Raw genomic sequence first — 25,064 nt, forward strand, 5'->3', positions numbered from 1 at the left:
TAAGTCAGATTCTATTTTTGAACAGAAAGGTCATCATTATGTATCGCTTAGCGGGATTTTATAACCCACGACAGGCACAAGCTTTTATCGATTATATGGCCTATCGAGGTATCGAAATATCGATGGCGCCAGAGCCTGAAGGTAAATTTGCATTATGGTTGGCAGATGAGCAATACCTCGTTGAAGCAGAAGCTGAGCTTAATGCATTTTTACTCGATCCAAATAATAACAAATATCAAGCGGCATCTTGGCAAGTCGCTGAAAGCCGAACCGCAAAGTTTAACTACAGTAATCCAAGTTTGATCAACATGGTTAAAGCTCAAGCTGGGCCTTTTACCTTATTGGTCATGGTCGCATCATTGGTGATTTATGGCTTATGGTTACTCGGGTTTGAACAGATCTTATTTGAATGGCTACATTTCCCGTTTATGAATGGCGATCAATGGGAGTTATGGCGTTATTTCTCTCATGCGTTACTGCATTTTTCTCCTCTTCATGTAATTTTTAACTGCCTATGGTGGTGGTTACTGGGCGGGCAAATTGAACGTCATAGTGGTTCTGCTAAATTAGTGCAGATTTTTTTACTGTCCTCATTAGTTTCAGGTTTTGGTCAGTTCTGGCTTGATGGGCCTAATTTTGGTGGTTTATCTGGTGTGGTATATGCGCTATTGGGCTACATCTGGTGGATGGGATGGCTGGCACCACAACGAGGTTTAGTGATTGCCCGCTCTTACGTTGTGTTTATGTTGGTATGGCTAGTGATCGGATTTGCAGAGCCGATGGGAATGTCGATTGCCAATATGGCGCACTTATTTGGCTTAATTTCAGGCTGTGTGATTGCGTTATTTGACGCTAAAGTGAATCCACTAAAGCAAGCTAAATAATTCAGAGAAAATATCGTTAAAGGGGCAGTTTGCTTTAACGATATTTCACCGCTTTTTCTTTTATTGATAAAGAAACTTAGTAAAGAGCAGTTCAGCAACGGGCTGTTGGCGCGTTTCTGCTAGCAGGAGTCGATTGACTTGATCTTGGCAAGCTCGGCGGATCTCTTCACGGCCAGCAAGCGATTTGATTTTTGCTTCTGGTTGTTTACTCACAATATCAATAATGGCATCACGGATAAGCGGGGTGTGGTGCTCAATATTGGTGAGGTTGGTTTGATTGTTTATCATCAAATCCACTTGGAGACGAATATAACCCAGCCGTTTACCTTGGGTAACATAGTTGGTTGTGATGTCAGGCTCTAACGTGTAGTAAGTGATTTGAGGGGGAGCTGCCACATCTTCATTAGATGCTATCGCCACTGGGCTTTGAAGCATGCTGACAAGCGTTAGCGCTGCCACAAAAACAGATAATTTTATCATTATACTTATGTTGTCCACTTAGTTTGTGAGAAACAGGTGTAATCTTTGCACGGTAACGATATTCGTACTGGTTACAGCTTGCTACAATAGCAGATCATTATGGTAATAAATTAACTGAATACAACCAAGTGTTATCGATCACGAGTTTGTTGATTAAGTAGTGAGAAAATGTCGGAATTCAAGCAGTTATATAGTCCGTTACTTGAAGGTGCTGTATGGTATCCAGCCTCTGAATGGGCATTAGAAGGAGGTTCCGTTGGTTCTTGGTTACTCGAGTCTGACTCTTTATCGCGCCGTTTAGCCGCGCATTGTCGTGTTTTTTCAGTCACAGTTTTAGCGCAAAACGTAATAAAAAATAGTGAGTTATCACTATCAGAGCGTGCGTTATTAGGACACGGCGATTGCCTTGAGCGTATCGTTATGCTCAATGGTGATCAACAGCCTTGGGTCTATGCTCGAACACTAATGCCGACCACGATATTATGTGGGGATGAAAGTGATTTAGCCGAATTAGGCGCTAATCCTTTAGGGTATCGTATTTTTAATGGCAACAATTCCCGTCGTGATGCTCTGGAAGTGGCAAGAATAGGCATGCCAGAACAATCGATTTGGGCTCGTCGTTCAAGATTATGGATTAATGAAAAAGCTATGCTGGTGGCAGAGTTGTTTTTACCTCGCTCACCTGTGTATGCAAGGAATAACAAATGTTAGAAATGACTAAGGCGAGAGCGTTTTGGCAATTAGCGCGTTTTGATCGTCCCATTGGTAGCTTATTATTATTATGGCCAACCTTGTGGGCACTTTTTCTTGCCGCAGATGGCATGCCAAATATAAATGTATTAATTGTTTTTGTCTTAGGTGTCATATTCATGCGTGCAGCAGGATGCGTGATTAATGACTTTGCTGATCGTAATTTTGATGGCCATGTTAAACGCACCAAAGATCGTCCAATGCCGTCGGGTAAGGTGTCTGAGCGCGAAGCGTTAGGCTTATTTTTCTTGTTAGTGCTGGTGTCTTTTTTACTGGTTTTAACCATGAATAGCTTAACTATTATGTTATCTGTGGTGGGAGTACTATTAGCGGCATGTTATCCGTTTATGAAGCGCTATACTCATTTACCTCAGTTGGTTTTAGGCGTTGCATTTGGCTGGTCTATTCCAATGGCATATGCAGCACAAGCAGGTGATTTATCGCTGAGTGCATGGTTATTATTTACTGCTAATATTTTGTGGACGATTGCGTATGACACCCAATATGCGATGGTAGATCGGGATGATGATTTAAAGGTTGGGATTAAGTCGACTGCTATCCTATTTGGACGTTTTGATAAGTTAATCATTGGCTTGCTTCAGCTTGCCACGTTGAGCTTATTGATTGCTGTCGGTATGGTGCTGCAATTAGGCCAAGTGTATTACTGGTCATTGTTACTAGCGTCAGGCTTATTTGTTTATCAACAGATGTTGCTTAAAGAGCGCCTACGTGAAAGCTGTTTCCGTGCGTTTTTAAATAATAACTACTTCGGCATGATTGTCTGTGTCGGTATTGTATTAAGTGTCTGCTTCTAGAAACATGATTTAACGCTGTATTTCGTGAGTTTAATTGTTGAGTGTTAAAGATATAAAAAAAGCGCCGTTATGGCGCTTTTTTTCGTTACGTATCTTTATTCTTGTTTGTCTTTAGCGTCATCTAAGTGCATCACCGCTTGGATGGTGAGGTTCACTTCCGGTGAGACTAACGCGGTGAGTAGATTCGCTAAGTTTTCTACTGGACGTGCTACCGCGTGGCACTCGTCATTGAGATAACCTTCGCTACGCAATGTTTTCACCAAAATACTAAATACACCCTTATCGAAAAACTCTGGTGCATTGATCCCGTGTAAACGACTTAGACGTTGAGCAAGCACTTGGCTGTGATGCTCTAAATCATTTTTCGCCATTTCAGGCTCTGCACGGAGTAAAGTTAGTGCAATCGCATAACGTTGTAATGTTTCAGATATCGTGCGAGCCAGTAGCTGAAGAGGGCCAATACGGGCATTATTGATAGAAATGTTAATCCCATCGTTAAGTAATAGACGTTGGCGTACAAGCTCATCAATGATCTTATCAATTTCAGTATTTAGCTGCTCATTATCAAAACGTAAGAACAATTCCGCTTTTAAGAATGGATACAGTAATTCAACTTGTTCATGAATTTCATCATTGGTTAAGCTTTGCTGCTGTACCACAATATGCGCAATCAACGACGGTAATGCGAATAAGTGAATGATGTTATTACGGTAGTAAGTCATCAAGATCGATTGTTGACGATCAAGCGAAATAATATCGCCTAAGGTGTCATGCTCAACCACGAACTTATCCATTGCAACCGCATGCTCAATCATTTGCTCAGCATTTTCTTTTGGCGTTGTACACTGGCTTGAATATGGCGTATTACGCAATAGTTCAAGGTAGCATTCAATTTGCTGCTCTAGTACTTCACGGCTTAATGCGCGTTGTCGTGATGCCAGTAATGCAAGGGCGCATAACGTCATTGCATTGGTTGCTGCAGCATCGTTAATATGTGTCATCATCTTAACGGCTAAATCGTTCACGACAGGCGTTAACCAGCTTGGTTTCTGCGGCTCGATTGGGTTAATGTCTTTGTGCCACTCAGGTACATTGTCATTTAAATATTGGTTAAGCGGAATAGGCTCACCAAAGTTGACATAACCTTCGCCTAAATTACGCAACTTACGTAATGTTCGGATAACTTGGCCGACATTTTCTTTCTCTTTACGCTTACCTTGTAGCTCTTTTGCGTAAGTGCCCACTTCCATTACATGCTCATAGCCGATGTACACTGGTACTAATGTAACGGGGCGATTTAAACCACGCAGCATAGCTTGGATTGTCATTGAAAGCATACCGGTTTTTGCCGGTAATAAGCGACCGGTACGCGAACGACCACCTTCACTGAAGTATTCAACTGAATACCCTTTAGTAAATAACTCAGATAAGTATTCACGGAATACTGTTGAGTACAGACGATCACCACGGAAACTTCGGCGAATAAAGAATGCACCACCACGACGGAAAATAGGACCGGCAGGGAAGAAGTTTAAGTTAATACCAGCGGCAATGTGTGGCGGTACTAAGCCTTCGTTATAAAGCACGTAAGAAAGCAATAAGTAATCCATGTGACTTCGGTGACAGGGCACATAGACTATTTCATGACCATCTTGTGCTAAACGGCGCACACGTTGGGCATTTTTGATATTCAAACCTTGGTAAAGTTTGGTCCATAGCCAGCGTAGGAAACGCTCACCGTTCTTGATCAGTGGGTAAGAGAAATCTGCCGCAATTTCTTCCATCATACCGATGGCTTCTTTACGTACTTTTTCAACCGGTACTTGGCGGCTGATCGCTTCTTCTTGTACCACTTTATCGATGGCTTTAGAGGCAAGTAGACGCTTAAACAACAGCTGACGATCAGGCAGGCGTGGGCCAGATGTCGCAATTTGCTGGCGTGAAAAATGGATTTTTGCCACGCGAGCTAATTTTTGTGCAATCGCATCATCGGTACCATGATGATCGGCCATATAACGCAGCGATACTGGCGTACTTAAACGCACTAAACAGTCACGGCCATGCGTTAAAATTGCCCAGAATTTTGCTGGACCATTTAACGGACGTAAGGTTGCTTTGCGTTGGGATTCTTTACCCGGTGCTCGTCCCCATAAAATAGAAGCGGGCACTAACTGAATGTTTAATGCTGGATCTTGTTTGTGTTGCTCAAGTAACTCGGTAAAGAGTTCAATCGAATCTTGAGGTAGAGCATTATTAGTGCCGAATACACTCGGGCCTTCAGCAACAAAGACAAAACGTGGAAAGCTACGGCCATTAATTTCTAACTTAGTTAATGGATCAGGTAGCCCTAATGCTTTAGCGCTGCTACGCAGTGTTAATAAATCAGTATTAGAGCAATACGGTAAAATGTAGGCGATTGGCCGCTCTAAATCTAACTCTAAATCAGCAACAGGATCAGATGGAATGGTTGCTGGTTTAACTAATAAAGAAAGCGGCAACTTTAATAATTGTTGATAAAATTTTTGCCAACGTGACATATTTATAACGAGCCTCAGAATCTTAATGCGCCGCAAGGATAGCAGAAAATGATTGATTTCATGCAGCTAAAATACAGTTGATAGCGGTTAAATTATCATTTTTTATGGTCTTTTATTGTTTCTTTTTGACCGATGAGTGGTTTAAAAAACAATCTGGCATGACCAGTGAGTTAAATCTAATTGATTCTACTGAAATTATTATCTTTGCGAGACGGCTGTCATTATTTTAGTACCTAAGCTCTGATAAGTTTGATTAACTGATCAAATTGGTGTTTTCGTAAACAATTGCCTTTTAATGTGGCTTAACACTGGATATACTCACAGTGAACTGTATAAAAAGACAGGTGACTCATGAAGCCGTTGACATTACGCCAACAAGAAGTCTTTGATTTAATCAAAGCAAAAATAGACGAAACAGGTATGCCACCGACACGTGCTGAAATTGCACGTGAATTAGGTTTTCGCTCTGCGAATGCGGCAGAAGAACATTTAAAAGCATTAGCACGTAAAGAAGTGTTGGAAATTATTCCAGGCGCATCGCGTGGTATTCGCTTACTTGTCAATCAAGAAGAGCCAGAAGAGCAGGGACTACCACTGATTGGTCGTGTCGCTGCTGGCGAACCGATTTTAGCGCAAGAACATGTTGAAGCGCATTATGAAGTCGATCCTATGTTATTTAAACCTCGTGCCGATTTTTTACTACGTGTAAATGGGATGAGTATGAAAAATATCGGGATTATGGATGGCGACTTGTTAGCTGTACATAAAACCCAAGATGTTCATAACGGTCAAGTTGTGGTTGCACGTGTTGATGACGATGTAACGGTTAAGCGTCTTGATAAGCAGGGAGCCAAAGTATTACTCCATGCTGAAAACGAAGATTTTTCACCCATTGAAGTTGATCTTGAGCATCAAAGTTTAACCATTGAAGGCATTGCTGTTGGCGTGATCCGAAACGCTGATTGGATGTGATGGTTATTGAACGACGGATTGAGTGAAGCCAAAAAAGCGCAGTTAAAGCTGCGCTTTTTTATTGTCTTAAGAAAATGACGAGTAAGCTTTGCAAATCTAACTGATAATTATTATCATCTTTAATTCATAAGGAGATAATGATGACGAAAATAAAGCGCTACACCATTCCCTCTGACTTACTTCAACCGCTTTGGTATCGCAGCCGAGAAAGCTTAGCCGATGATGGTCTTATTTATGATCCGGTGGCTGCCGTAGCGTGTCGTCAATGTTATCTCGAACCTGATTGTGTCGGGCAACAAGTTCCTCAGCGTCAACTTTTGCATGCCACTTTAACTTTGCAGTGCGATAAACAAGTAAAAGACTTCTTAACTCGCTATCCTTATGGGCAGGTTGTTAATCTTGGTGCAGGGCTTGATACCCGCTTTTACCGCTTAGATAACGGACGTTGTCGCTGGTTTGAGTTAGATACTGATGAAAATTTACTTTGGCGAGAGAAACTATTTCATCGCAGTGATCGTTATATGCTGAAAACGGGTTCAGTTACTGATCTCAGTTGGTTAAAGCGTCTACCGAAAAGTGCTCAAACACCGATACTTTTAATTTGCGATCAAGCACTATTAGCCTGTAATTCAGCGCAATTAGCGACATTTATCCAGCGTATGGGGTGTAGTTTTAGCCGCATGGAAATGTGTATCGTGGTTGCGGGCGATCTATGCCATGTCCCTATTGCGAAAAAAATGGGCTGCGGTGAGTATCATCATGGCTATCGTGATCCTGCGCAACAAATGATTAATTGGTTACCGTGGGCTGAGTTGATTGATTGTTTTAGCCCATTTGATAATCCCTGTCCGAGATGGCGAACATGGCAACGTTGGATTGCTAAAATGCCCAGTATGAAATATCGCTTAACGCCTGTTGTTGTTCATTTGAAATTATAGCGAGGTATGAATATTACTATCGTTAATATAAATAACGATTCTCGTACTTGTTGTAACTTATTGATATTGTGATACATGATAGCGAGTAGTTTATTTGTATCTATATATCAAAGTGTTATCTACTTTTTTGTTAGTTATTTTATATCCATGATTCTTTGCGTATTCTGCGATTCCTGCCTACGTTAAATATATCGAGACATTTTTATGTGTTGGTATGTGCTGCTCAATAAATGCTTTAAATAATAAAAAATAAATAATGCCGATTTGATAGCTCAGCTGCATCGTTAGTCATAGAAGCATTCTGCCACATAAAATTCGTTCAATTGCATATTTGAATGACAGGGGAGGTCAGAGCGATGGTTCGTTCATTGATCGCAGGAATAGCGAGTGTACTTTTCTCAATGCCGCTGATGGCTGACACCATACAGCTTAATATGACACCGGGTGTAACGGCGGTAAGTCAGAATGTATACAGTCTTCATATGACCATTCTCTACATTTGTATCGCGATTGGTGTGGCGGTATTCGGAGTTATGTTTTGGGCTATCTTTCACCACCGCAAGTCAAAAGGCGCAAAGCCTGCTTCATTCCATGAAAGTACTAAAGTAGAAATTATTTGGACGCTGATCCCGTTCATTATCTTAATAGGCATGGCTATTCCTGCAACTAAAACGTTGATTGCAATGGAAGACACCTCAAAATCGGATGTAACTATCCTTGTGACAGGCTCGCAATGGAAGTGGCATTACAACTATTTCAACCAAGATGTTGAATATTACTCCCACCTTGCTACAAGTGCTGAACAAATCAGTAATCAACGGCAAAAGCGTGACAACTATTTATTAGAAGTTGATTACCCCTTAGTTCTTCCTGTTGGGCAAAAAGTACGCTTTTTAATCACCTCACAAGATGTGATCCACTCATGGTGGGTGCCCGCTTTTGCGGTGAAAAAAGATGCTAATCCTGGCTTTATTAATGAAGCGTGGACACAAATTGATAAGCCCGGTATTTACCGTGGTCAGTGTGCCGAATTATGCGGTAAAGATCATGGCTTTATGCCGATTGTGGTGATAGCCAAACCACAAGCAGAATACGATGATTGGCTACAGAAAACCAAGATCACGCAACGTAAAGCGCGTGAAGAAGAGCAGCGTTTGTTGGACATGCAAATGTCATTAGATGAGCTTATGACGCTGGGCGAAAAAACCTATACCGCGCGTTGTGCCATGTGTCACCAAGCTAATGGGCAAGGTATTCCAGGAGCATTTCCAGCACTGGCTGGTGAAGGGGTTTCAGTTGATCCTAAACGTAAGTTAGAGCACATCAGCGTTGTTGTTCACGGTAAGGCAGGTACCGCGATGCAAGCGTTTGGTCCACAACTGAGTTTGAAAGAATTAGCCGCTGTTATTACCTATGAGCGTAATGCGTGGGGGAATAATACTGGAGAGTCTGTGCAAGCAGCGGAAGTACAAGCGATTAAAAACGGTCAGCAACTATAAAGGAGAGTAAGCATGACGGATATGATGCGCCAAGAAGCTGAAATTGATACTGCTGGCTGTACTGACACAGAACACGACCATCATTCGCATCCTGCGAAAGGGCTAAAGCGTTGGTTATTTACCACCAATCATAAAGATATCGGCACCCTATATTTGCTGTTTAGTTTAACCATGTTTTTTGTTGGCGGCGCAATGGCGATGGTTATTCGGGCTGAATTATTTCAACCGGGCTTACAGTTAGTGGAGCCCAACTTTTTTAATCAGATGACCACAGTTCATGGTTTGATTATGGTGTTTGGCGCCGTGATGCCCGCTTTTACGGGATTAGCGAACTGGATGATCCCAATGATGATTGGGGCACCAGATATGGCTTTGCCAAGGATGAATAACTGGAGCTTTTGGATCCTGCCTTTTGCATTTAGCTTGTTGTTAGCCTCTCTTTTTATGGAAGGGGGCGGGCCTAATTTTGGTTGGACATTCTATGCGCCACTTTCAACAACATATAGCCCACCGAGTACGGGATTGTTTGTGTTTGCCATTCATATCATGGGAATTAGCTCAATCATGGGAGCGATTAACGTTGTCGTGACCATCGTGAATATGCGCGCACCAGGCATGACGTATATGAAAATGCCACTCTTTGTTTGGACATGGTTGATCACCGCATTTTTACTTATCGCGGTTATGCCTGTTTTAGCAGGCGCAGTGACCATGGTATTAACCGATAAATATTTTGGTACGAGCTTTTTTGATGCGGCGGGTGGTGGCGATCCGGTGATGTTCCAGCATATTTTCTGGTTCTTTGGTCACCCTGAAGTTTATATTATGATTTTGCCGAGTTTCGGTATTATTTCTGCCATTATCCCTGCTTTTTCGCGCAAGAAACTCTTTGGTTATAGCTCTATGGTGTACGCCACGGCATCCATTGCTGGGTTAAGCTTTATCGTCTGGGCACACCACATGTTCACCACGGGGATGCCTGTCGCAGCAGAGCTATTTTTCATGTATTGCACCATGTTGATTTCAGTCCCTACGGGGGTGAAAGTCTTTAACTGGGTGGCAACGATGTGGCGAGGATCATTAACTTTTGAAGTGCCAATGTTGTTTGCTATTGCGTTTATTGTGCTCTTTACCATTGGCGGTTTTTCTGGATTGATGCTCGCTATTACGCCTGCTGATTTTCAATATCATGATACCTATTTTGTAGTTGCCCATTTCCATTATGTGTTAGTCACTGGCGCTATCTTTTCGATCATGGCTGCTGCCTATTATTGGTTACCAAAGTGGACTGGACACATGTTTGATGAGCGTTTGGCGCAATGGCACTTCTGGTGTTCGCTGATCTCGGTCAACATCTTATTTTTCCCAATGCATTTTTTAGGATTGGCGGGTATGCCACGTCGTATTCCTGACTATGCCCTGCAATTTGCAGATATTAATGCCGTGGTCAGTATTGGTGGTTTCTTGTTTGGGGTCTCTCAATTGATATTTATCGCGGTCTTGGTGAAATGTATTCGAGGGGGAGAAAAAGCACCTGCCAAACCATGGGAAGGTGCTGAAGGGTTGGAGTGGACAGTCGCATCACCTGCGCCATATCACACCTTTTCAACACCGCCCAAGATTGATCCTTAGGAGGCGTGATGGATGAGCCGAAAAAACAGCGATCATTGTGGGGGTTAATTGCCGCAGCAGTTGGGATGTTTGGCTTTGCTTTTGCGTTGGTTCCCCTTTATGACGTGTTTTGCGATATCACGGGGATCAATGGAAAAACAGCTACAACACCCACAGAAACCAGTGATCGAGTGGATACCAGCCGAGAAGTGACGGTTGAATTTGTTGCCTACATTAATCCAGGTGTGAGGTGGCAATTTACGCCTCAGGTAAAGCAAATCACGGTGCATCCTGGTGAAACAAAAATCATTAAATACGATGCGAAAAACTTAAATAAAGTCGCCACTATCGGACAAGCTGTGCCCTCGGTAACACCGGGCGTAGCGGCGAAGTATTTCAATAAAATCGAATGTTTTTGTTTTAATCATCAGCCTTTAGAGGGTGGTGAAAATGCAGAATTGCCGTTGGTGTTCTATATCGACCCTGACTTGCCGAAAGAGATAGAAACACTGACTTTAGCTTACACCCTATTCAACGTTGCAACGGACAAGGATAACCCTGTGATTGAGCAACACAGTGAGGTGGATAATGTCAAAGCCCTATAGTGAAACCGATAACTTACCGCCAACAACGAAATATTATGTCCCCGATGAAAGTGCATGGCCCATAGTGGGGGCAATTGCTTTATTTCTTATAGCGTTAGGTGCTGGCGCGACTGTCGGAGATCTGTTTGGCGGTCAAGGTCCTTGGATCTTATTGGTAGGTGTGGGGCTAATTTTATTAATGCTAGTGGGTTGGTTCCGTGATGTGATCCGAGAATCTATGGCGGGGCTTTATAGTGCGCAGATGGATCGCTCGTTTCGTCAGGGAATGAGCTGGTTTATTTTCTCAGAAGTGATGTTCTTCGCTGCTTTCTTTGGCGCGCTATTTTATGCCCGAATGATTGCTGTGCCATGGCTGGGTGGTGCAAGTAATAATGTCATGACCAATGCGGTGTTGTGGCCGGACTTTGTCGCCATGTGGCCATTGGAAAAAACGCCAGATGGCACCGAAACCCAAGCGATGGGGCCAATAGGTTTGCCGCTTTATAACACCATTTTATTACTGACATCATCGGTGACATTACATTTTGCTCATACTGCATTAGAGCAAAATAATCGTCCTCGATTGAAGTTGCTACTGTTGCTTACAGTATTACTAGGCGCGGTGTTTGTGTACTTACAAGGTGTTGAATATGTCCATGCTTATGAAGACATGAACCTACGATTAGATGCAGGGATTTATGGTAATACCTTCTTTATGTTAACTGGGTTTCATGGCGTTCATGTCACGCTTGGTGCGATTATCTTGTTTATTGTGTGGTGTCGAATTTTAAAAGGGCACTTTACGCCTGAACATCATTTTGCATTTCAAGCAGGCGCTTGGTATTGGCACTTTGTTGATGTGGTGTGGTTAGGTTTATTTCTGTTTGTTTATATTCTTTAGTGTTTATTTTGAAGATACAAGATTAATACGGGCGAGGGTTGGGGGTGATAACCCCAGTTAATAAAGCAATCACAATCAGGCTAAAAACAACGACAGATAAGCCAATACGCCAGCCTAAGTAATGCGACATTGGGCGTGATGATTGACCTTTTAACATGATTGGGAGGGCTTTAAAAAGATTGACGATGATCACCAGTAATAAGCCGATAAGCAGTATTTTTATCAACATCGAAAGCCTCTGATTGAATAGGGGTGATAACACATTAAGCGCTTATTTAAGGATAGCTGTTTTCAACCAATAGGGATGGAGGAAACATCGATGCGAAAAGTTGCTTTTGTTATTTTTACTTTCATCGTGGTGTGTATGTTAGGGCGATTAGGCTTTTGGCAATTAAGCCGAGCAGCTGAAAAGCTTCAATTACAGCAGCGAGTCGAAGAAACGATTCAGACCGAACCTATCTCTGATATTACGCAATTACCCAGTACGCCCGTTTGGCATAATGTGGCGCTTACTGGCGTGTTTGATAATCAGCATCCGATCTTACTTGATAACCAACTAAATAATGGTCAAGCAGGCTACCATTTTTATCTCCCTTTCCTTAGCCAAGGTCAATGGATATTGGTCAATCTGGGCTGGATTGCCGCGCCTCCTTATCGTGAGTTATATCCCGTGTTACCACAATTTAGTGGCGAAAAAGTCATTACCGGTCTAATTGCACCAACCACCTCATTATTACAACTCAAACCAGAATCATCTGCCGTGAGTTGGCCGTTACGGGTACAAAATATTGAACCGGCATGGCTGTCACAACAATTAAATCGCGCTCTACCGCAATGGGTGGTTCAAATTGCAGCTACGAATCCTCTCGCGCTTAAACAAAATTGGACCCCTATCGTGATGAAAGCAGATAAGCATTATGGCTACGCCACGCAGTGGTTTGTTTTAGCCTTTGCGGTATTAGGGATGGCTGGGTGGTGGCTATATAAGAGGGAATAAGGAATGAAAAAATATCAGGTTTTAATGTTATTAGGTGTGATGTTTTTACTGCCTATCATCCTAGCGAAATTAATCTTAACCCAACAGTGGTATAGCGGTGGTGTCACCAATAAAGGTCAATTATTAACTCCACCGTTGACGGCAAATTGGCTTGCGTCTGGAAAGTGGCAACTTATTTATTGGTTGCCTCAACAATGTGATAGCCGTTGTGAAGGTGCATTATTTCACTTAAAGCAAATGCCTCTTGCTGTTGGGGCTTATCAAGATCGGGTGAGAAGTGTTTTGCTGCTCGCCCCCGTTGAACCAACAACCGTCGTTCCCGTTGATGTTGAAAATCTGCAACGCTATCGCAGCAACACAGCAGAATATGAGCAATTTGCGCCATCTCAATATGGACTCAATGCAGTATACCTAGCCGATCCTCATGGCAATGTGATGATGGCCTATCCGCTAGAGGCTGAACCACAGGCCATTTTAGCACAAGGTAAAGACATCTTACGTGATTTAAAAAGGCTGCTAAAAGTATCAAAAATTGGCTAAATGTCATAAATAGTGGGATTGATTATGCATAAAACGCAAAAAGATAAACCGTTCTACTTTTTAGTCACCGCTGCCTTTTTTCTCTCTTTGATTGTGGTTGGGATGGGGGCTTATACGCGGTTAACGGATGCGGGTTTAGGGTGTCCCGATTGGCCTGGCTGTTATGGGTTCATGTCAGTACCGCAAACGGAATCACAATTACAAGCAGCACAAGCGATTTACCCTGATTCGCCTGTTGAACCGGTAAAAGCATGGAATGAAATGGTACATCGCTATATTGCAGGCTCGCTAGGTCTTTTGGTGGTAATGATTGCTGTGATGGCATGGAGTCGAAGTGGACGGCCTAAATTGTTACCCAGTGTGTTATTGGGTGTGGTTTCTTTTCAAGCGTTACTTGGAATGTGGACGGTTACCATGCAACTTATGCCTGTTGTAGTGATGGCGCATTTGTTGGGCGGTTTTACTATTGTATCGTTATTGTGGCTACTACGTTTACGGATTCAACCTAACCCCCTTTTCTATCAAGAGGGTTTTAAACCCCATTTATCATTATCACATCGATATTTAACGGTACTCAAAAGCGCAGCAATTGCAGTTTTAGTTGTTGTGATAAGCCAAATTGCATTAGGAGGCTGGACAGCGGCTAATTATGCCGCCGTTGTATGCACACAATTACCGATATGCGAAGGGGATTGGCAGGGAATATTTGATCCTCGCGCGTTTGAATTGATTCAACCTCAACACAGTAGCTATGAATATGGCGTTTTAGATTATGCCCAAAGGGTCTCTATTCATGTTACTCATCGTATTGGTGCAATTATCACAGCGGTTTTGGTGTTGGTGTTGGCTGGGTTGCTGTGGCTTAAACCGCCCTTACGTCGCTATAGCATTGCGATGATAGGGGGATTAGCGATACAAATAATATTAGGCATTACCAATGTGCTTGCTAACTTGCCGTTACTGATTGCCGTTGCGCACAATGTAGTTGGATTAATCTTACTACTTACCGTTGTCACCACCTGTTATCGCCTGATATGCAATTGCCGCTCCCCATTAGAGGTAGAGTCTTTTGCATCGGAAAGCGCTACGCATGGATAAATCACAACGGCTTCATTCCAGTCGAGTTCGTTCGCCAGCGATAGCGGTTTGGCGTGATTACCTTACGATGACGAAACCAAAAGTCGTCGCCATGTTATTACTGACCGCATTAGTGGGCATTTATTGGCTTTATTTGTAGTACTTCTTACCTATCATTGGTGACTACCTTGGTATGGTTAGTCATCTCCGATGAACAACAGATCTTATACGCTTTAATCAATAAGACTTTTGTCGCCATAATCAACTGGTTAAACTGCTCTGCTATATAATAATAATTATCGCGGCAGAGGTAGTACGTGCTAGCAGCATTAAAAGACAAATCATTACATTATCAGGTGTTTGCATTAGCCCTGCCAATGGTACTTTCAAACATTACAGTACCGTTACTCGGGCTGGTGGATGCTGCTGTGATCGGACACCTTGATAAGTCGTGGTATCTCGGTGGCGTCGCGGTTGGCGGTACCATGATCAACGTTACATTCTGGTTGTTGGGTTTCTTACGCATGGCAACCACAGGGATTACGGCGCAAGCTTTTGGCCGAGAAGATAAACATGGGCAAGCGGCTATTTTTGTTCAAGGTATCGCGTTGGCATGGTTACTCGCGTTTATTCTTATTGCCTTACACCAACCTGTCAGCAGTGCTATTTTCCATTTCAGTGATGCTAGTAATGAAGTGAAAGTTTACGCAGAGCAATACTTTTCAATCCGTATTTGGGGAGCGCCTGCCGCTTTAGCAAACTTTGTCATCATGGGCTGGTTACTTGGGGCGCAAAATGCCAAGTTGCCAATGTGGCTTTTGATCATCACTAACCTTGTTAATATTCTTTTGGATGTTCTGTTTGTATTAGGCTTTGGCTGGAAAGTTCAAGGTGCTGCTTCTGCGTCGGTACTAGCTGATTATAGTGGTATGTTATTAGGGTTATGGTTTGTTTCTCGTCAATGGTTAGCGTTAGGTTTGCCGCCGTTAAAAGAAAAAATTATGGCTGCGCGACATGGTATGGGGCGACTACTTAAATTAAACCGAGATATCTTTTTACGGAGCTTGTGCTTACAAGCGACGTTTACCTTTATGACTTTCCAAGGTGCAACACTAGGCGATAATGTAGTCGCGGCAAACGCTGTGTTAATGAGCTTTTTAATGTTGGTGTCTTATGCCATGGACGGTTTTGCTTATGCGATGGAAGCATTAGTAGGAAAAGCCGTTGGTGCGAACAATCGTGATCAGTTAGGACGTTATTTAATTAACACTACATTTTGGAGCTTTATAATATCTGTTGCGCTTACATTGGCATTTTCTTTAGGTGGTGAGCGCATAGTCAGTTTGATCTCCGATCTTCCCGCGGTTCAAGCTGAAGCTGATATTTATTTGCCTTGGCTTGCTGCAGTACCATTAGTGGCTATGTGGTGTTTTTTACTGGATGGCGTCTTTGTTGGCGCGACGCAAGGGCGAGTTATGCGCAACAGTATGTTTGTTGCAACCAGTGGCTTTTTTGCCATTTGGTGGTTAATGGATAGCTATGGCAACCATGCATTATGGGCGGCGATGTTAGGTTTTATGGCATTACGTGGTGTGACATTAGCGGTTATTTTCGGTTACCAGTGGAAAAAAAATATTTTCTTATCTCCTGCATTAAAACAGTAAGTTAGATTTAAAATATACATTTTGTATTAATTTTGAGCAAAAAAAGCTATCAAACCTGATGGTCTTTTGGTTAAAATGCGAGCACTTTTTAGCCGGGTGTTGGATATGAAAAAGAATATTCTTGCTTATTTCTTACTGACTATTGCATTGGTGTTTAGCGTAAATAGCTTTGCTACTACCCATAAAAAAATGCATGTGACAGCGACAGCGTATAATTCTGTTAGGGCGCAGACAAGCTCACACCCTAACATTGCTGCATGGGGAGATAGGTTAAAACCAGGGATGAAAGTAATTGCCGTTTCACGGGATTTGTTGAAAAAAGGATTAAAACGAGGTGTAAAGGTTAAAATATCAGGTTTGCCCGGTGAATATGTTGTGCTGGATAAAATGAATCCCCGTTGGCGTAATAAGATTGATATTTACATGGGGAAAGACATTCGTGCCGCAAAACGCTGGGGACGAAAGAGAGTCACTCTCACCGTATTATAACGAGCATCTTGGTTTCAAAACGAAAAAGCCGCATCTTATATGCGGCTTTTTGATTTTCCGTTCATACTAAAAATTAGTAGTATGAATGCTCACCACGTGCGTGATCGGTAATATCACGAACGCCAGTTAGCTCACCTTCAAACTGTGCGAGTAGCTCTTTTTCGATGCCTTCTTTCAGTGTGACATCAACCATTGAACAACCATTACAGCCACCACCGAACTGTAAGATAGCAACGCCATCTTCAGTGATTTCTGATAAAGAAACGTGACCACCATGACCGGCAAGTTGTGGGTTAACTTGGGTTTGGATAACGTAATCAACACGCTCCATCAATGGTGCATCATCAGACACTTTACGCACTTTTGCATTCGGTGCTTTAAGTGTAAGTTGTGAGCCCATTTTGTCAGTAACAAAATCAATTTCAGCATCTTCTAAAAATGGCAGGCTTAGCTCATCAAGAAAAGCAGAAAATAGCTCTAGTTTGATTTCGGTGTCGCTTGCTTCAACCGCTTCAGGTGGGCAGTAGGATACACCACACTCAGCACTTTGAGTGCCTGGGTTAACAACAAAAACACGGATATTAGTACCCTCAGGCTGCTGGGCAAGAAGCTTGCCGAAGTGCTGCTGAGCGCTTTCAGTAATAGTGATCATTGACACGACGTAATACCTGACCTATTTAGTGAGTTTTCTCTATTCTACTCTTAGAGAGACGTTCTATCATCCCTAATATTAGCATTTTTAATTTCACCACGTTTTACATCATAATGCGCGACTTTTTTGTTATAAGTGATGACTATACGGGTTTTTCGGTATGACAAATCGTAATTATATCAACGCGCTTTACGCCTTGCTGGTGGAGTCTTTTGGTTAATAATGCCACGGTTGTTCCAGTTGTAACGACATCATCAACTAAGGCCACATGCTGCGGAAGCGCACAGTCTTTAATAGCAAAGGCATTGGCTAAATTAGTTTTACGTTGTTTTTTTGTCAGGGATTTTTGTGCTTGGGTATGGCGAGTCCTCACCAATACATTGTGATCAACTTGGGTACTAAGTTCACGAGCTAAGGCTAACGCTAAGTAATGACTTTGGTTAAATCCTCGTTGCCAATAACGCCAGCGGTGCAACGGAACAGGAAGCAATAAAGGGGCGGGGTCGGTAATTTGTTTTGCTAATTGTTTGGCTAATGGTTTTGCAAGCCAGAACTTTTTCCCAAATTTAAATTGGCTAACTAATTGCTGTAGAGGCGGTTGGTACTCACCTAAACGATACAATCGTTGCCAAGGTGGCGGAGTCGTCAAACACTGACCACAATATTGTTCAGCGTTTAAAGTCGTTGTACCACATCGTTGACAGTAAGGCGGGGATGGAAATTGAGAAAGACAATAATGACACCAATAATCATCATTGGGTTCGAGTGGTAACTGACATAAGCTACAGTGGCGAAATAATAGTTTACGGCAGGTGTGAGATAGCCAAGCCGTTGTGTTTTTTGGCATCATAAACAAAACCTCAAAAAACCGAATAAGGAAGTGTAATGGCGGTAATGCTTGATTGGCACAGTAAAGGTCAAGGCTCGGATCTGGTTCTCATTCATGGCTGGGGAATGAATGGTGCGGTATGGCAAGATGTGATCCCAGCCCTCGCTGAGCATTTTACTGTGCATTGGTGTGATTTACCGGGTTACGGTTATAGCGGTGATGTTACTGCGGAGTCCTTGGTCGAGATCACGCAAGCGGTATTAGCGCGCGCCCCTCAGAAAGCAGCGTGGTTAGGCTGGTCACTGGGTGGTCTAGTGGCAACGCAAGCGGCATTACTTGCACCTGAGCGTGTAACACAATTAATGACTTTAGCCAGTTCGCCAAGTTTTATGGCGCGAGAAAAATGGCGAGGGATCAAACCGGATGTACTCAGGAATTTTCAATCACAGCTCGCCTCTGATTTTAACTTAACGGTAGAGCGATTCTTAGCGTTACAAGCGATGGGCAGCCCGACAGCCCGACAGGATATAAAGAATTTAAAGCAAGCCGTACTTGAACGGCCGACGCCACAACCCTCAGCCTTGGCGCTGGGGTTAATGTTACTTGAAACCGTTGATCAGCGAGCAGAACTGTCATTGCTCACTCAACCTTGGCTACGAATGTATGGTCGCTTAGATGGCTTGGTACCCGTTAAAACAGAAGCTGCGATTAGCAAGCTCTGCCCACAGTCATTGAGTTATGTTTTTCAGTCGGCATCTCATGCACCGTTTATTTCACATCCTGATGAATTTATCGCTGCAGTGCGGCAGTTTATTGCTGAAGATGCTGTTGTATCTTAAAAATTACCGTTATGATTAAATAGTAACCACTTGGGTTTGTTTACTTTGCACATGGTGAATTTGTTTTCGGTATGAATATTTCTCCTCTACAAGCTGGTGGTGTGCCATTAGCCACAACGGTCAATCCGCCAACCGATCAAGTTGCGCGAGATAACCGAGTGCGAGAAAAAATTGTCCCGTTAACTGCAAGTAGCGCGGCGGCAGATGAAAAGCCAATAACCAGTGAAGAGAAACAGCTAAAAAAACCAAGTTGGGATCCGAGTGAACATCCGGATTATGATAAGCAAGATGATGAAATTTTAAAAGGTTATCAAGAGGATATTACCCGTCTTGTTGAACTGCTATCTGCCAGTAATTATCTTGAGAAAGACAGTGCACTGGGTTACAGCATGCACATTAAATTACCGCGAGAATTACTTGAGCAATTAGATAAAATTAATCAAAACGAGCGGACTAAAGGGGTGGTGGCATTTAAGTATGCACAAGCCAGTGTGCCAAACCCGCCAACAGAATATCTACAAGTGATTTGATTTCTAGTAGATAAAAGAAAGCCAGACATCTCGTCTGGCTTTTTGTTTAACCTAATAAGACGTTAGCTTATTTTTTCTTGGCATTAGCAAAGGCTGCTGCAAACGCACCACCCATTGCGGCATTACCGTTATCACGTTGACGAGGTTGGCTTTGTGGTTGACTTCGTGCAGGACGTGCTGAATTATCGCGAGGTTGACGAGTCGGCTTCTCTTGTCCTGGCTCATCAGACAGACGCATCGACATACCAATACGCTTACGCTGTAAATCCACTTCCATCACTTTCACTTTGACGATATCACCGGCTTTTACCACTTCGCGCGGATCTGAAACGAACTTATCAGACAGGGCAGAGATATGGACTAAACCATCTTGGTGTACGCCGACATCAACAAAAGCACCGAAGTTAGTCACGTTAGTGATCACGCCTTCTAATACCATGCCAGGGATCAGATCTTTTACTTCATTAACGCCTTCGGCAAAGGTGGCTGTTTTAAACTCAGGACGAGGATCTCGACCAGGTTTATCCAGCTCGCTAATGATGTCGGTTACCGTTGGTAAGCCGAAATCAGCATCGGTGTAGTCAGCGGCTTTTAAGCTACGTAGGAAATCGGTGTTACCTATGATCGCATCAACCGGTTTATTATTAGCAGCCGAAATAGCTTTAACTACCGCATAAGATTCTGGGTGAACTGCAGAGCTATCAAGTGGGTTTTTACCGTTCATTATCCGTAAGAATCCAGCGCACTGCTCAAAGGCTTTTGGCCCTAAACGGCCGACTTTTTTCAGGGCTGTACGCGCATCAAAGCGACCATTTTCATCACGGTAGTTCACGATGTTTTGTGCGATGGTGGAGTTCAAACCTGCCACGCGTGTCAGTAGTGCAGCAGATGCAGTATTGACATCCACACCCACGGCGTTTACACAGTCTTCTACGACAGCATCGAGGCGTTTCGCTAACATGCTTTGGCTAACATCGTGTTGGTATTGACCTACACCGATAGATTTCGGATCAATTTTTACTAACTCTGCTAATGGGTCTTGCAGGCGACGACCAATAGACACCGCGCCACGGATAGAAACATCTAGGTTTGGGAATTCATTTGCAGCAAGCTCTGATGCAGAGTATACCGATGCACCGGCTTCACTCACCATTACGCTCTGTACTTTTAGATTATTATCTTTAAGTAGTTTGGCAACAAACGCATCTGTTTCACGTGAAGCAGTACCATTACCAATCGCAATTAAGTTAACGTTATGCTTGTTGATTAAGGCTAAAACAACTTTGCTTGATTCTGCAATTTTGTTGTGGGGTTGGTGCGGGTAGATGGTGGCAGTATCGAGTAACTTGCCGGTTTCATCAACCACTGCAATCTTACTCCCTGTTCGTAAACCAGGATCGAGTGCTAGTGTGACGCGAGGACCGGCAGGGGCAGCCATTAGCAAATCTTTCAGGTTATCAGCGAACACTTGCATCGCGCCATCTTCGGCTTTTTCACGCAGTGCGCTCATCAGTTCGGTTTCCATGTGCATTAAAATCTTAATGCGCCATGCCCAACTTATCACTTGCTTACGCCATGCATCAGCTGGTGCCGAGCCCAGTTTTACGCCGTAGTGATCGGCAATAATCACTTCACAGTAAGAGCCTCGCACGCCTTCATCTTGGTTGGGATCAGCATTCAATGCTAATTGTAGGAAGCCTTCATTACGCCCACGAAATAGCGCGAGTGCACGGTGAGATGGAATGGTTTTTAATGGCTCGTTATATTCAAAGTAATCTTTAAATTTCGCACCATCGTGCTCTTTGCCATCGACAAGACGAGAAGTCAGTTCTGCTTGACCGTTTAACTGGCGACGGATCTTATCAAGCAAGGTTGCATCTTCAGCAAAGCGCTCCATTAAGATTGCGCGAGCGCCATCCAGTACTGTTTTGGTATCAGCAAAGCCTTGCTCTGGATTCAAAAATTGTTCAGCTGCTTGCTCAGGAGTGTTGTCTGGTTGGCTCCAAAGCAGATCAGCTAAAGGCTCAATACCGGCTTCAATGGCAATTTGACCTTTAGTGCGGCGCTTAGGCTTGTAAGGCAAGTAAAGATCTTCAAGACGGGTCTTACTGTCTGCTGTCTTGATTTCAGCCTCTAGCGCAGGGGTCAATTTACCTTGCTCAGTAATCGATTTTAAAATGACCTGACGACGATCATCGAGCTCACGTAAGTAGCCTAAACGTGATTCTAAATTACGAAGTTGGGTATCATCCAAGCCGCCAGTGACTTCTTTACGGTAACGGGCAATAAAAGGCACGGTGTTACCATCATCGAGCAGTGTGACTGCTGCATTGATTTGTTCATTTCGAACATTCAGTTCGCTGGCAATCAGCTGATTGATAGAGTTGCTCATCCGTAGGTATCTCTTGTTTATCGTTAAGCTTACATTCTACGTCTCCCGATGAGAGTGGCAAGTTTACCGATGTTAAGAGTGTGTCAGTGAGCAGAAAAAAGATCGGAAAAGAAGCCGTGTACATAACGAACGGCTTCTATCGTATGCAGTAATGATGATTTAATTACTCAATGTCGGTGTCGTAGCGGATTTCATTGATAAACCATTCTTTCTTGCCAAGCGGAGTGGTAACGACAATATCATCATCGACTTCTTTGCTGAGTAGCGCCCGTGCCATGGGAGAATCAATTGAGATATAGTCGTTTCTGCCATAAATTTCGTCAGGACCAACGATACGAAAGGTCTTTGTTTCTCCCGCTTCATTTTCAATTTCCACCCAAGCACCAAAGAAGACTTTGCCATCTTGTTGCGGGGAGTAATCAATCACCTTTAATACATCTAAGCGTTTACGTAGAAAGCGGACGCGACGGTCAATTTCACGCAAGCGTTTTTTATTGTATTGGTAGTCGGCATTTTCAGATCTATCACCCAGACTGGCAGCCCAAGTGACTTTCTTGGTCACTTCAGGGCGATCTTCACGCCATAGGAAATCAAGTTCTTTTTTTAATTTATTGTAACCTTCACGCGTCACCAGGTTGGTTCTCATAGCTATCCTTATAACATGACGTGAACGAGGAATGGGGCGATGATCTAACGCTTAGACGGATGGGTCAATAAGCGCAATAATAAATTGTCGCGGTAAGTTTCAAATTATGTAGAAATTAAAGATGAGATATAACAGAGAGCAGGTGTCTTTTCACTAAGATAAAACAGAGTGCAACCCTAGTTTTCACTTCATTTTAGCTTTTTTATAATTACTTAATTGACTCAGGCGCTTATCTGGCGCATAAAACGAATATACATACTCTGTTACATATTTGCCTGAAAAAAACGCAGGAAATTCTGAGTCTGTTTAGTGAGCTGACGTACACTACGGCAAAAGCTCAAGACCTCGACCGCTGAAGGTGGATTATGCAAGAAAATTACAAAATTCTGGTTGTTGATGATGACATGCGCTTACGCGCGCTATTAGAACGTTATTTATCTGAGCAAGGATTTCAGGTTCGAAGTGTGGCAAATGGCGAGCAAATGGATCGTCTATTAGCCCGCGAAACGTTTCATCTAATGGTGTTAGATTTAATGCTACCAGGTGAAGATGGCTTATCAATTTGTCGTCGCTTACGTAATGCCAATAACATGTTACCTATTTTGATGCTAACAGCAAAAGGTGATGAGGTTGATCGCATTGTTGGTCTTGAAGTGGGCGCTGATGATTATCTGCCTAAACCGTTTAACCCTCGAGAGCTGTTAGCGCGTATTCGTGCGGTACTACGTCGTCAAACAATTGAAGCACCGGGCGCACCGAGTGTTGATAGTAAGATGATTGAATTTGGCGAATTCCGTTTAAACTTAGGTACCCGTGAAATGTTCCGTGGCGATGTTCCTATGCCATTAACGTCTGGTGAGTTTGCGGTATTAAAAGCATTGGTTACTAATGCCCGTGAGCCGATGTCACGTGATAAGTTGATGAATATGGCGCGTGGTCGTGAGTATTCTGCAATGGAGCATTCTATCGACGTACAAATCTCACGTTTACGTCGTATGGTTGAAGAAGATCCAAGCCGTCCACGTTATATCCAAACAGTGTGGGGTTTAGGTTACGTCTTCGTTCCTGATGGTCGCGAGGCGTAAGCCATGCGTTTATCGCCAAAAAGCACATTTGGTCGAACGTTAATCCTATTAGCTGGCTTGCTTATCGCAAGCCAGATTTTTTCGTATCTGACCATAGTTAATTACGCCTTATTACCCAGTATTCAGCAATTCAACCGCATTTTATCTTATGAAGTAAAATTGATGCTTAACGATGAATTGGTGATGCCGGATGATCAATGTGTACACCTTGACCGTCCTCTTCGTCGTAAACTATTAGAAGAGTTAGGTCTCACCTTAGTCGCGCCTGGTAGTGAAGCGGCCAAACCTTTCCATGATGCGATGCATATCGGTTATCTCAGTGAGCAGATGACCAAAGATCTTGGTTCGCCAACCGATGTGCGTTTATTGCTCGGTGCTGACAGTTATGTGCTGTGGCTAAAAACCGATGCGATGCCGAATTTCTTAATGCGGGTCCCGTTATCCGAGCTGCAAGAAGAAGACTTTGCGCCGCTATTTCGCTATAGCCTGATCATTGCCTTTCTTGTGATTGCTGGCGGCTGGTTATTCATTCGGATCCAAAACCGTCCATTAATGGAATTGGAACAGGCTGCACTTATGGTGGGACGTGGTGAAACGCCGCCACAACTTCCTGAGCAAGGTGCCTCTGAAATTCGCTCAGTCACCAAAGCCTTCAATCAGATGTCACAGGGCATTAAACAGCTAGAAGACGATCGCGCACTGTTAATGGCAGGCGTCAGCCACGACTTACGTACACCATTAACCCGTATTCGTCTGGCTACAGAAATGATGTCACCTGAAGATAGTTATTTAGCGGAATCGATGATCACTGATACCGAAGAGTGTAACGCGATCATTAGTCAGTTTATGGATTATCTAAAATCGACCAAGAAGCAGGAAGAAGAAGATCTTGATCTGAATACCTTGTTGATTGATGTTGCGCATACTGAAGGCAGTTACGGTAAAACAATTGATCAGCAACTCGGTGAGATCCCAGGTTCGGTGTCAGCAAACGCAGTTGCGCTTAAACGTGCTGTCGCAAACCTTGTGGTGAACGCACAACGCTACGGTAAAGGTTGGGTGAAGATATCGAGTGGTGCTTCTGCTGATCGTAAATCTGTATGGTTTTGCGTTGAAGATGATGGTCCGGGTATTGCGCCTGATCAGGTCAATAAGATGTTCCAACCCCTTACGCGTGGTGATTCAGCTCGCGGTAGTGAAGCGGAAGGGACAGGGTTAGGACTTGCGATTGTGAAGCGTATTGTTGATCAGCATGATGGTGTTATTTTAGTGCGTAACCGCAGCGAAGGTGGTTTACGCGTTGAAGTGACGTTACCACTACATAAAATGAAGTAAGTCAGCAAATGAAAAGCC

25 protein-coding genes and 1 pseudogene are annotated in these 25,064 nt (G+C 43.3%); 19 read left to right on the forward strand and 7 right to left on the reverse strand.

The window, feature by feature from the left end:
* The first annotated feature begins 38 nt into the window (after window positions 1-38).
* Window positions 39-884, forward strand: coding sequence for a rhomboid family intramembrane serine protease GlpG (gene glpG / locus C9J45_RS09700; RefSeq protein ID WP_107208664.1), 846 nt, complete (start codon window positions 39-41; stop codon window positions 882-884).
* A gap of 60 nt (window positions 885-944) precedes the next feature.
* On the opposite strand, the gene C9J45_RS09705 is transcribed toward glpG, so the two are convergent.
* On the reverse strand, window positions 945-1,364 hold the full coding sequence (locus C9J45_RS09705; protein ID WP_107208663.1) for a flagellar basal body-associated protein FliL: 420 nt from the start codon (window positions 1,362-1,364) through the stop codon (window positions 945-947).
* A 168-nt stretch (window positions 1,365-1,532) separates the two neighbouring features.
* On the opposite strand from C9J45_RS09705, the gene C9J45_RS09710 reads away from it, so the two are divergent.
* Together C9J45_RS09710 and ubiA are read left to right on the forward strand one after the other, a co-directional pair.
* Window positions 1,533-2,075 (forward strand): chorismate lyase, encoded by a 543-nt coding sequence (locus C9J45_RS09710; RefSeq protein WP_107292464.1) that lies wholly within the window; start codon window positions 1,533-1,535, stop codon window positions 2,073-2,075.
* A complete protein-coding gene (gene ubiA, locus C9J45_RS09715) occupies window positions 2,069-2,929 on the forward strand; it encodes a 4-hydroxybenzoate octaprenyltransferase (RefSeq protein ID WP_107247035.1) in 861 nt (286 codons plus the stop codon). Before C9J45_RS09710 ends, ubiA begins: the two co-directional genes overlap by 7 nt.
* Before the next feature lie 95 nt (window positions 2,930-3,024).
* Here the strand turns inward: ubiA and plsB are convergent, their stop codons facing one another.
* Window positions 3,025-5,466: a glycerol-3-phosphate 1-O-acyltransferase PlsB gene (plsB, locus tag C9J45_RS09720; protein WP_107292465.1), complete on the reverse strand. Its 2,442-nt coding sequence runs from the start codon at window positions 5,464-5,466 to the stop codon at window positions 3,025-3,027.
* Window positions 5,467-5,817: 351 nt separating this feature from the next.
* Between plsB and lexA the strand changes: the two genes are divergently transcribed.
* The 6 genes from lexA to C9J45_RS09755 all read left to right on the forward strand — a co-directional run bounded on the left by lexA (window position 5,818) and on the right by C9J45_RS09755 (window position 11,971).
* Entirely contained in the window at window positions 5,818-6,438 is a 621-nt protein-coding gene (gene lexA, locus C9J45_RS09730) for a transcriptional repressor LexA (protein WP_107292466.1), read from the forward strand.
* Window positions 6,439-6,578: 140 nt separating this feature from the next.
* Window positions 6,579-7,376 carry a class I SAM-dependent methyltransferase gene (locus C9J45_RS09735; RefSeq protein ID WP_107260564.1) on the forward strand — a complete coding sequence of 266 codons (798 nt, stop codon included), beginning with the start codon at window positions 6,579-6,581 and terminating at the stop codon, window positions 7,374-7,376.
* 356 nt (window positions 7,377-7,732) lie between these two features.
* A complete protein-coding gene (coxB, locus tag C9J45_RS09740) occupies window positions 7,733-8,875 on the forward strand; it encodes a cytochrome c oxidase subunit II (protein WP_107208658.1) in 1,143 nt (380 codons plus the stop codon).
* Between the two features lie 12 nt (window positions 8,876-8,887).
* On the forward strand, window positions 8,888-10,507 hold the full coding sequence (gene ctaD, locus C9J45_RS09745; RefSeq protein WP_107208657.1) for a cytochrome c oxidase subunit I: 1,620 nt from the start codon (window positions 8,888-8,890) through the stop codon (window positions 10,505-10,507).
* Between the two features lie 8 nt (window positions 10,508-10,515).
* Window positions 10,516-11,091, forward strand: coding sequence for a cytochrome c oxidase assembly protein (locus C9J45_RS09750; protein WP_107208656.1), 576 nt, complete (start codon window positions 10,516-10,518; stop codon window positions 11,089-11,091).
* A complete protein-coding gene (locus C9J45_RS09755; RefSeq protein ID WP_107208655.1) occupies window positions 11,075-11,971 on the forward strand; it encodes a cytochrome c oxidase subunit 3 in 897 nt (298 codons plus the stop codon). The genes C9J45_RS09750 and C9J45_RS09755 overlap by 17 nt, the downstream gene beginning before the upstream one ends.
* Before the next feature lie 22 nt (window positions 11,972-11,993).
* Here C9J45_RS09755 and C9J45_RS09760 read toward each other — a convergent pair whose 3' ends face one another.
* Window positions 11,994-12,200, reverse strand: coding sequence for a DUF2909 domain-containing protein (locus C9J45_RS09760; RefSeq protein ID WP_105061168.1), 207 nt, complete (start codon window positions 12,198-12,200; stop codon window positions 11,994-11,996).
* A gap of 90 nt (window positions 12,201-12,290) precedes the next feature.
* Between C9J45_RS09760 and C9J45_RS09765 the strand changes: the two genes are divergently transcribed.
* The 6 genes and pseudogenes from C9J45_RS09765 to C9J45_RS09790 all read left to right on the forward strand — a co-directional run bounded on the left by C9J45_RS09765 (window position 12,291) and on the right by C9J45_RS09790 (window position 16,738).
* Window positions 12,291-12,968: an SURF1 family protein gene (locus C9J45_RS09765; RefSeq protein WP_107208654.1), complete on the forward strand. Its 678-nt coding sequence runs from the start codon at window positions 12,291-12,293 to the stop codon at window positions 12,966-12,968.
* Between the two features lie 3 nt (window positions 12,969-12,971).
* Window positions 12,972-13,508, forward strand: a complete 537-nt coding sequence (locus tag C9J45_RS09770; protein WP_107208653.1) for a cytochrome oxidase — start codon at window positions 12,972-12,974, stop codon at window positions 13,506-13,508.
* Between the two features lie 24 nt (window positions 13,509-13,532).
* Window positions 13,533-14,606 carry a heme A synthase gene (locus C9J45_RS09775; RefSeq protein ID WP_107208652.1) on the forward strand — a complete coding sequence of 358 codons (1,074 nt, stop codon included), beginning with the start codon at window positions 13,533-13,535 and terminating at the stop codon, window positions 14,604-14,606.
* Window positions 14,599-14,727, forward strand: a pseudogene (locus tag C9J45_RS09780) (protoheme IX farnesyltransferase); the annotation flags it as partial. The gene C9J45_RS09775 and the pseudogene C9J45_RS09780, both read left to right, overlap by 8 nt.
* 175 nt (window positions 14,728-14,902) lie before the next feature.
* On the forward strand, window positions 14,903-16,249 hold the full coding sequence (dinF, locus tag C9J45_RS09785) for an MATE family efflux transporter DinF (RefSeq protein WP_107208651.1): 1,347 nt from the start codon (window positions 14,903-14,905) through the stop codon (window positions 16,247-16,249).
* A gap of 105 nt (window positions 16,250-16,354) precedes the next feature.
* Window positions 16,355-16,738 carry a 3D domain-containing protein gene (locus C9J45_RS09790; RefSeq protein WP_107208650.1) on the forward strand — a complete coding sequence of 128 codons (384 nt, stop codon included), beginning with the start codon at window positions 16,355-16,357 and terminating at the stop codon, window positions 16,736-16,738.
* A gap of 73 nt (window positions 16,739-16,811) precedes the next feature.
* Here C9J45_RS09790 and nfuA read toward each other — a convergent pair whose 3' ends face one another.
* Both nfuA and C9J45_RS09800 read right to left on the reverse strand, forming a co-directional pair.
* A complete protein-coding gene (gene nfuA, locus C9J45_RS09795; protein ID WP_005371977.1) occupies window positions 16,812-17,390 on the reverse strand; it encodes a Fe-S biogenesis protein NfuA in 579 nt (192 codons plus the stop codon).
* Window positions 17,391-17,532: 142 nt separating this feature from the next.
* Entirely contained in the window at window positions 17,533-18,240 is a 708-nt protein-coding gene (locus tag C9J45_RS09800; protein ID WP_107208649.1) for a ComF family protein, read from the reverse strand.
* Window positions 18,241-18,275: 35 nt separating this feature from the next.
* On the opposite strand from C9J45_RS09800, the gene bioH reads away from it, so the two are divergent.
* Complete coding sequence (gene bioH / locus C9J45_RS09805) at window positions 18,276-19,058, forward strand: pimeloyl-ACP methyl ester esterase BioH (RefSeq protein ID WP_107247044.1); 783 nt, start codon at window positions 18,276-18,278, stop codon at window positions 19,056-19,058.
* 71 nt (window positions 19,059-19,129) lie between these two features.
* Window positions 19,130-19,588: an ATP-dependent Lon protease gene (locus C9J45_RS09810; protein ID WP_107292467.1), complete on the forward strand. Its 459-nt coding sequence runs from the start codon at window positions 19,130-19,132 to the stop codon at window positions 19,586-19,588.
* Between the two features lie 67 nt (window positions 19,589-19,655).
* Here the strand turns inward: C9J45_RS09810 and C9J45_RS09815 are convergent, their stop codons facing one another.
* Together C9J45_RS09815 and greB are read right to left on the reverse strand one after the other, a co-directional pair.
* Window positions 19,656-21,980, reverse strand: a complete 2,325-nt coding sequence (locus C9J45_RS09815) for a Tex family protein (RefSeq protein WP_107292468.1) — start codon at window positions 21,978-21,980, stop codon at window positions 19,656-19,658.
* A gap of 163 nt (window positions 21,981-22,143) precedes the next feature.
* Window positions 22,144-22,626, reverse strand: a complete 483-nt coding sequence (gene greB / locus C9J45_RS09820; RefSeq protein WP_105061157.1) for a transcription elongation factor GreB — start codon at window positions 22,624-22,626, stop codon at window positions 22,144-22,146.
* Window positions 22,627-22,991: 365 nt separating this feature from the next.
* Between greB and ompR the strand changes: the two genes are divergently transcribed.
* Both ompR and envZ read left to right on the forward strand, forming a co-directional pair.
* The gene (gene ompR / locus C9J45_RS09825) at window positions 22,992-23,711 is read left to right on the forward strand and encodes a two-component system response regulator OmpR (protein ID WP_107292469.1); all 720 of its coding nucleotides are present in this window, start codon (window positions 22,992-22,994) and stop codon (window positions 23,709-23,711) included.
* Between the two features lie 3 nt (window positions 23,712-23,714).
* Complete coding sequence (envZ, locus tag C9J45_RS09830; RefSeq protein WP_107292470.1) at window positions 23,715-25,046, forward strand: two-component system sensor histidine kinase EnvZ; 1,332 nt, start codon at window positions 23,715-23,717, stop codon at window positions 25,044-25,046.
* Window positions 25,047-25,064: the final 18 nt, after the last annotated feature.

Origin of the sequence: Photobacterium sp. GB-1, assembly GCF_003026165.1 — a bacterium.
Classification (GTDB): Bacteria; Pseudomonadota; Gammaproteobacteria; order Enterobacterales; family Vibrionaceae; genus Photobacterium.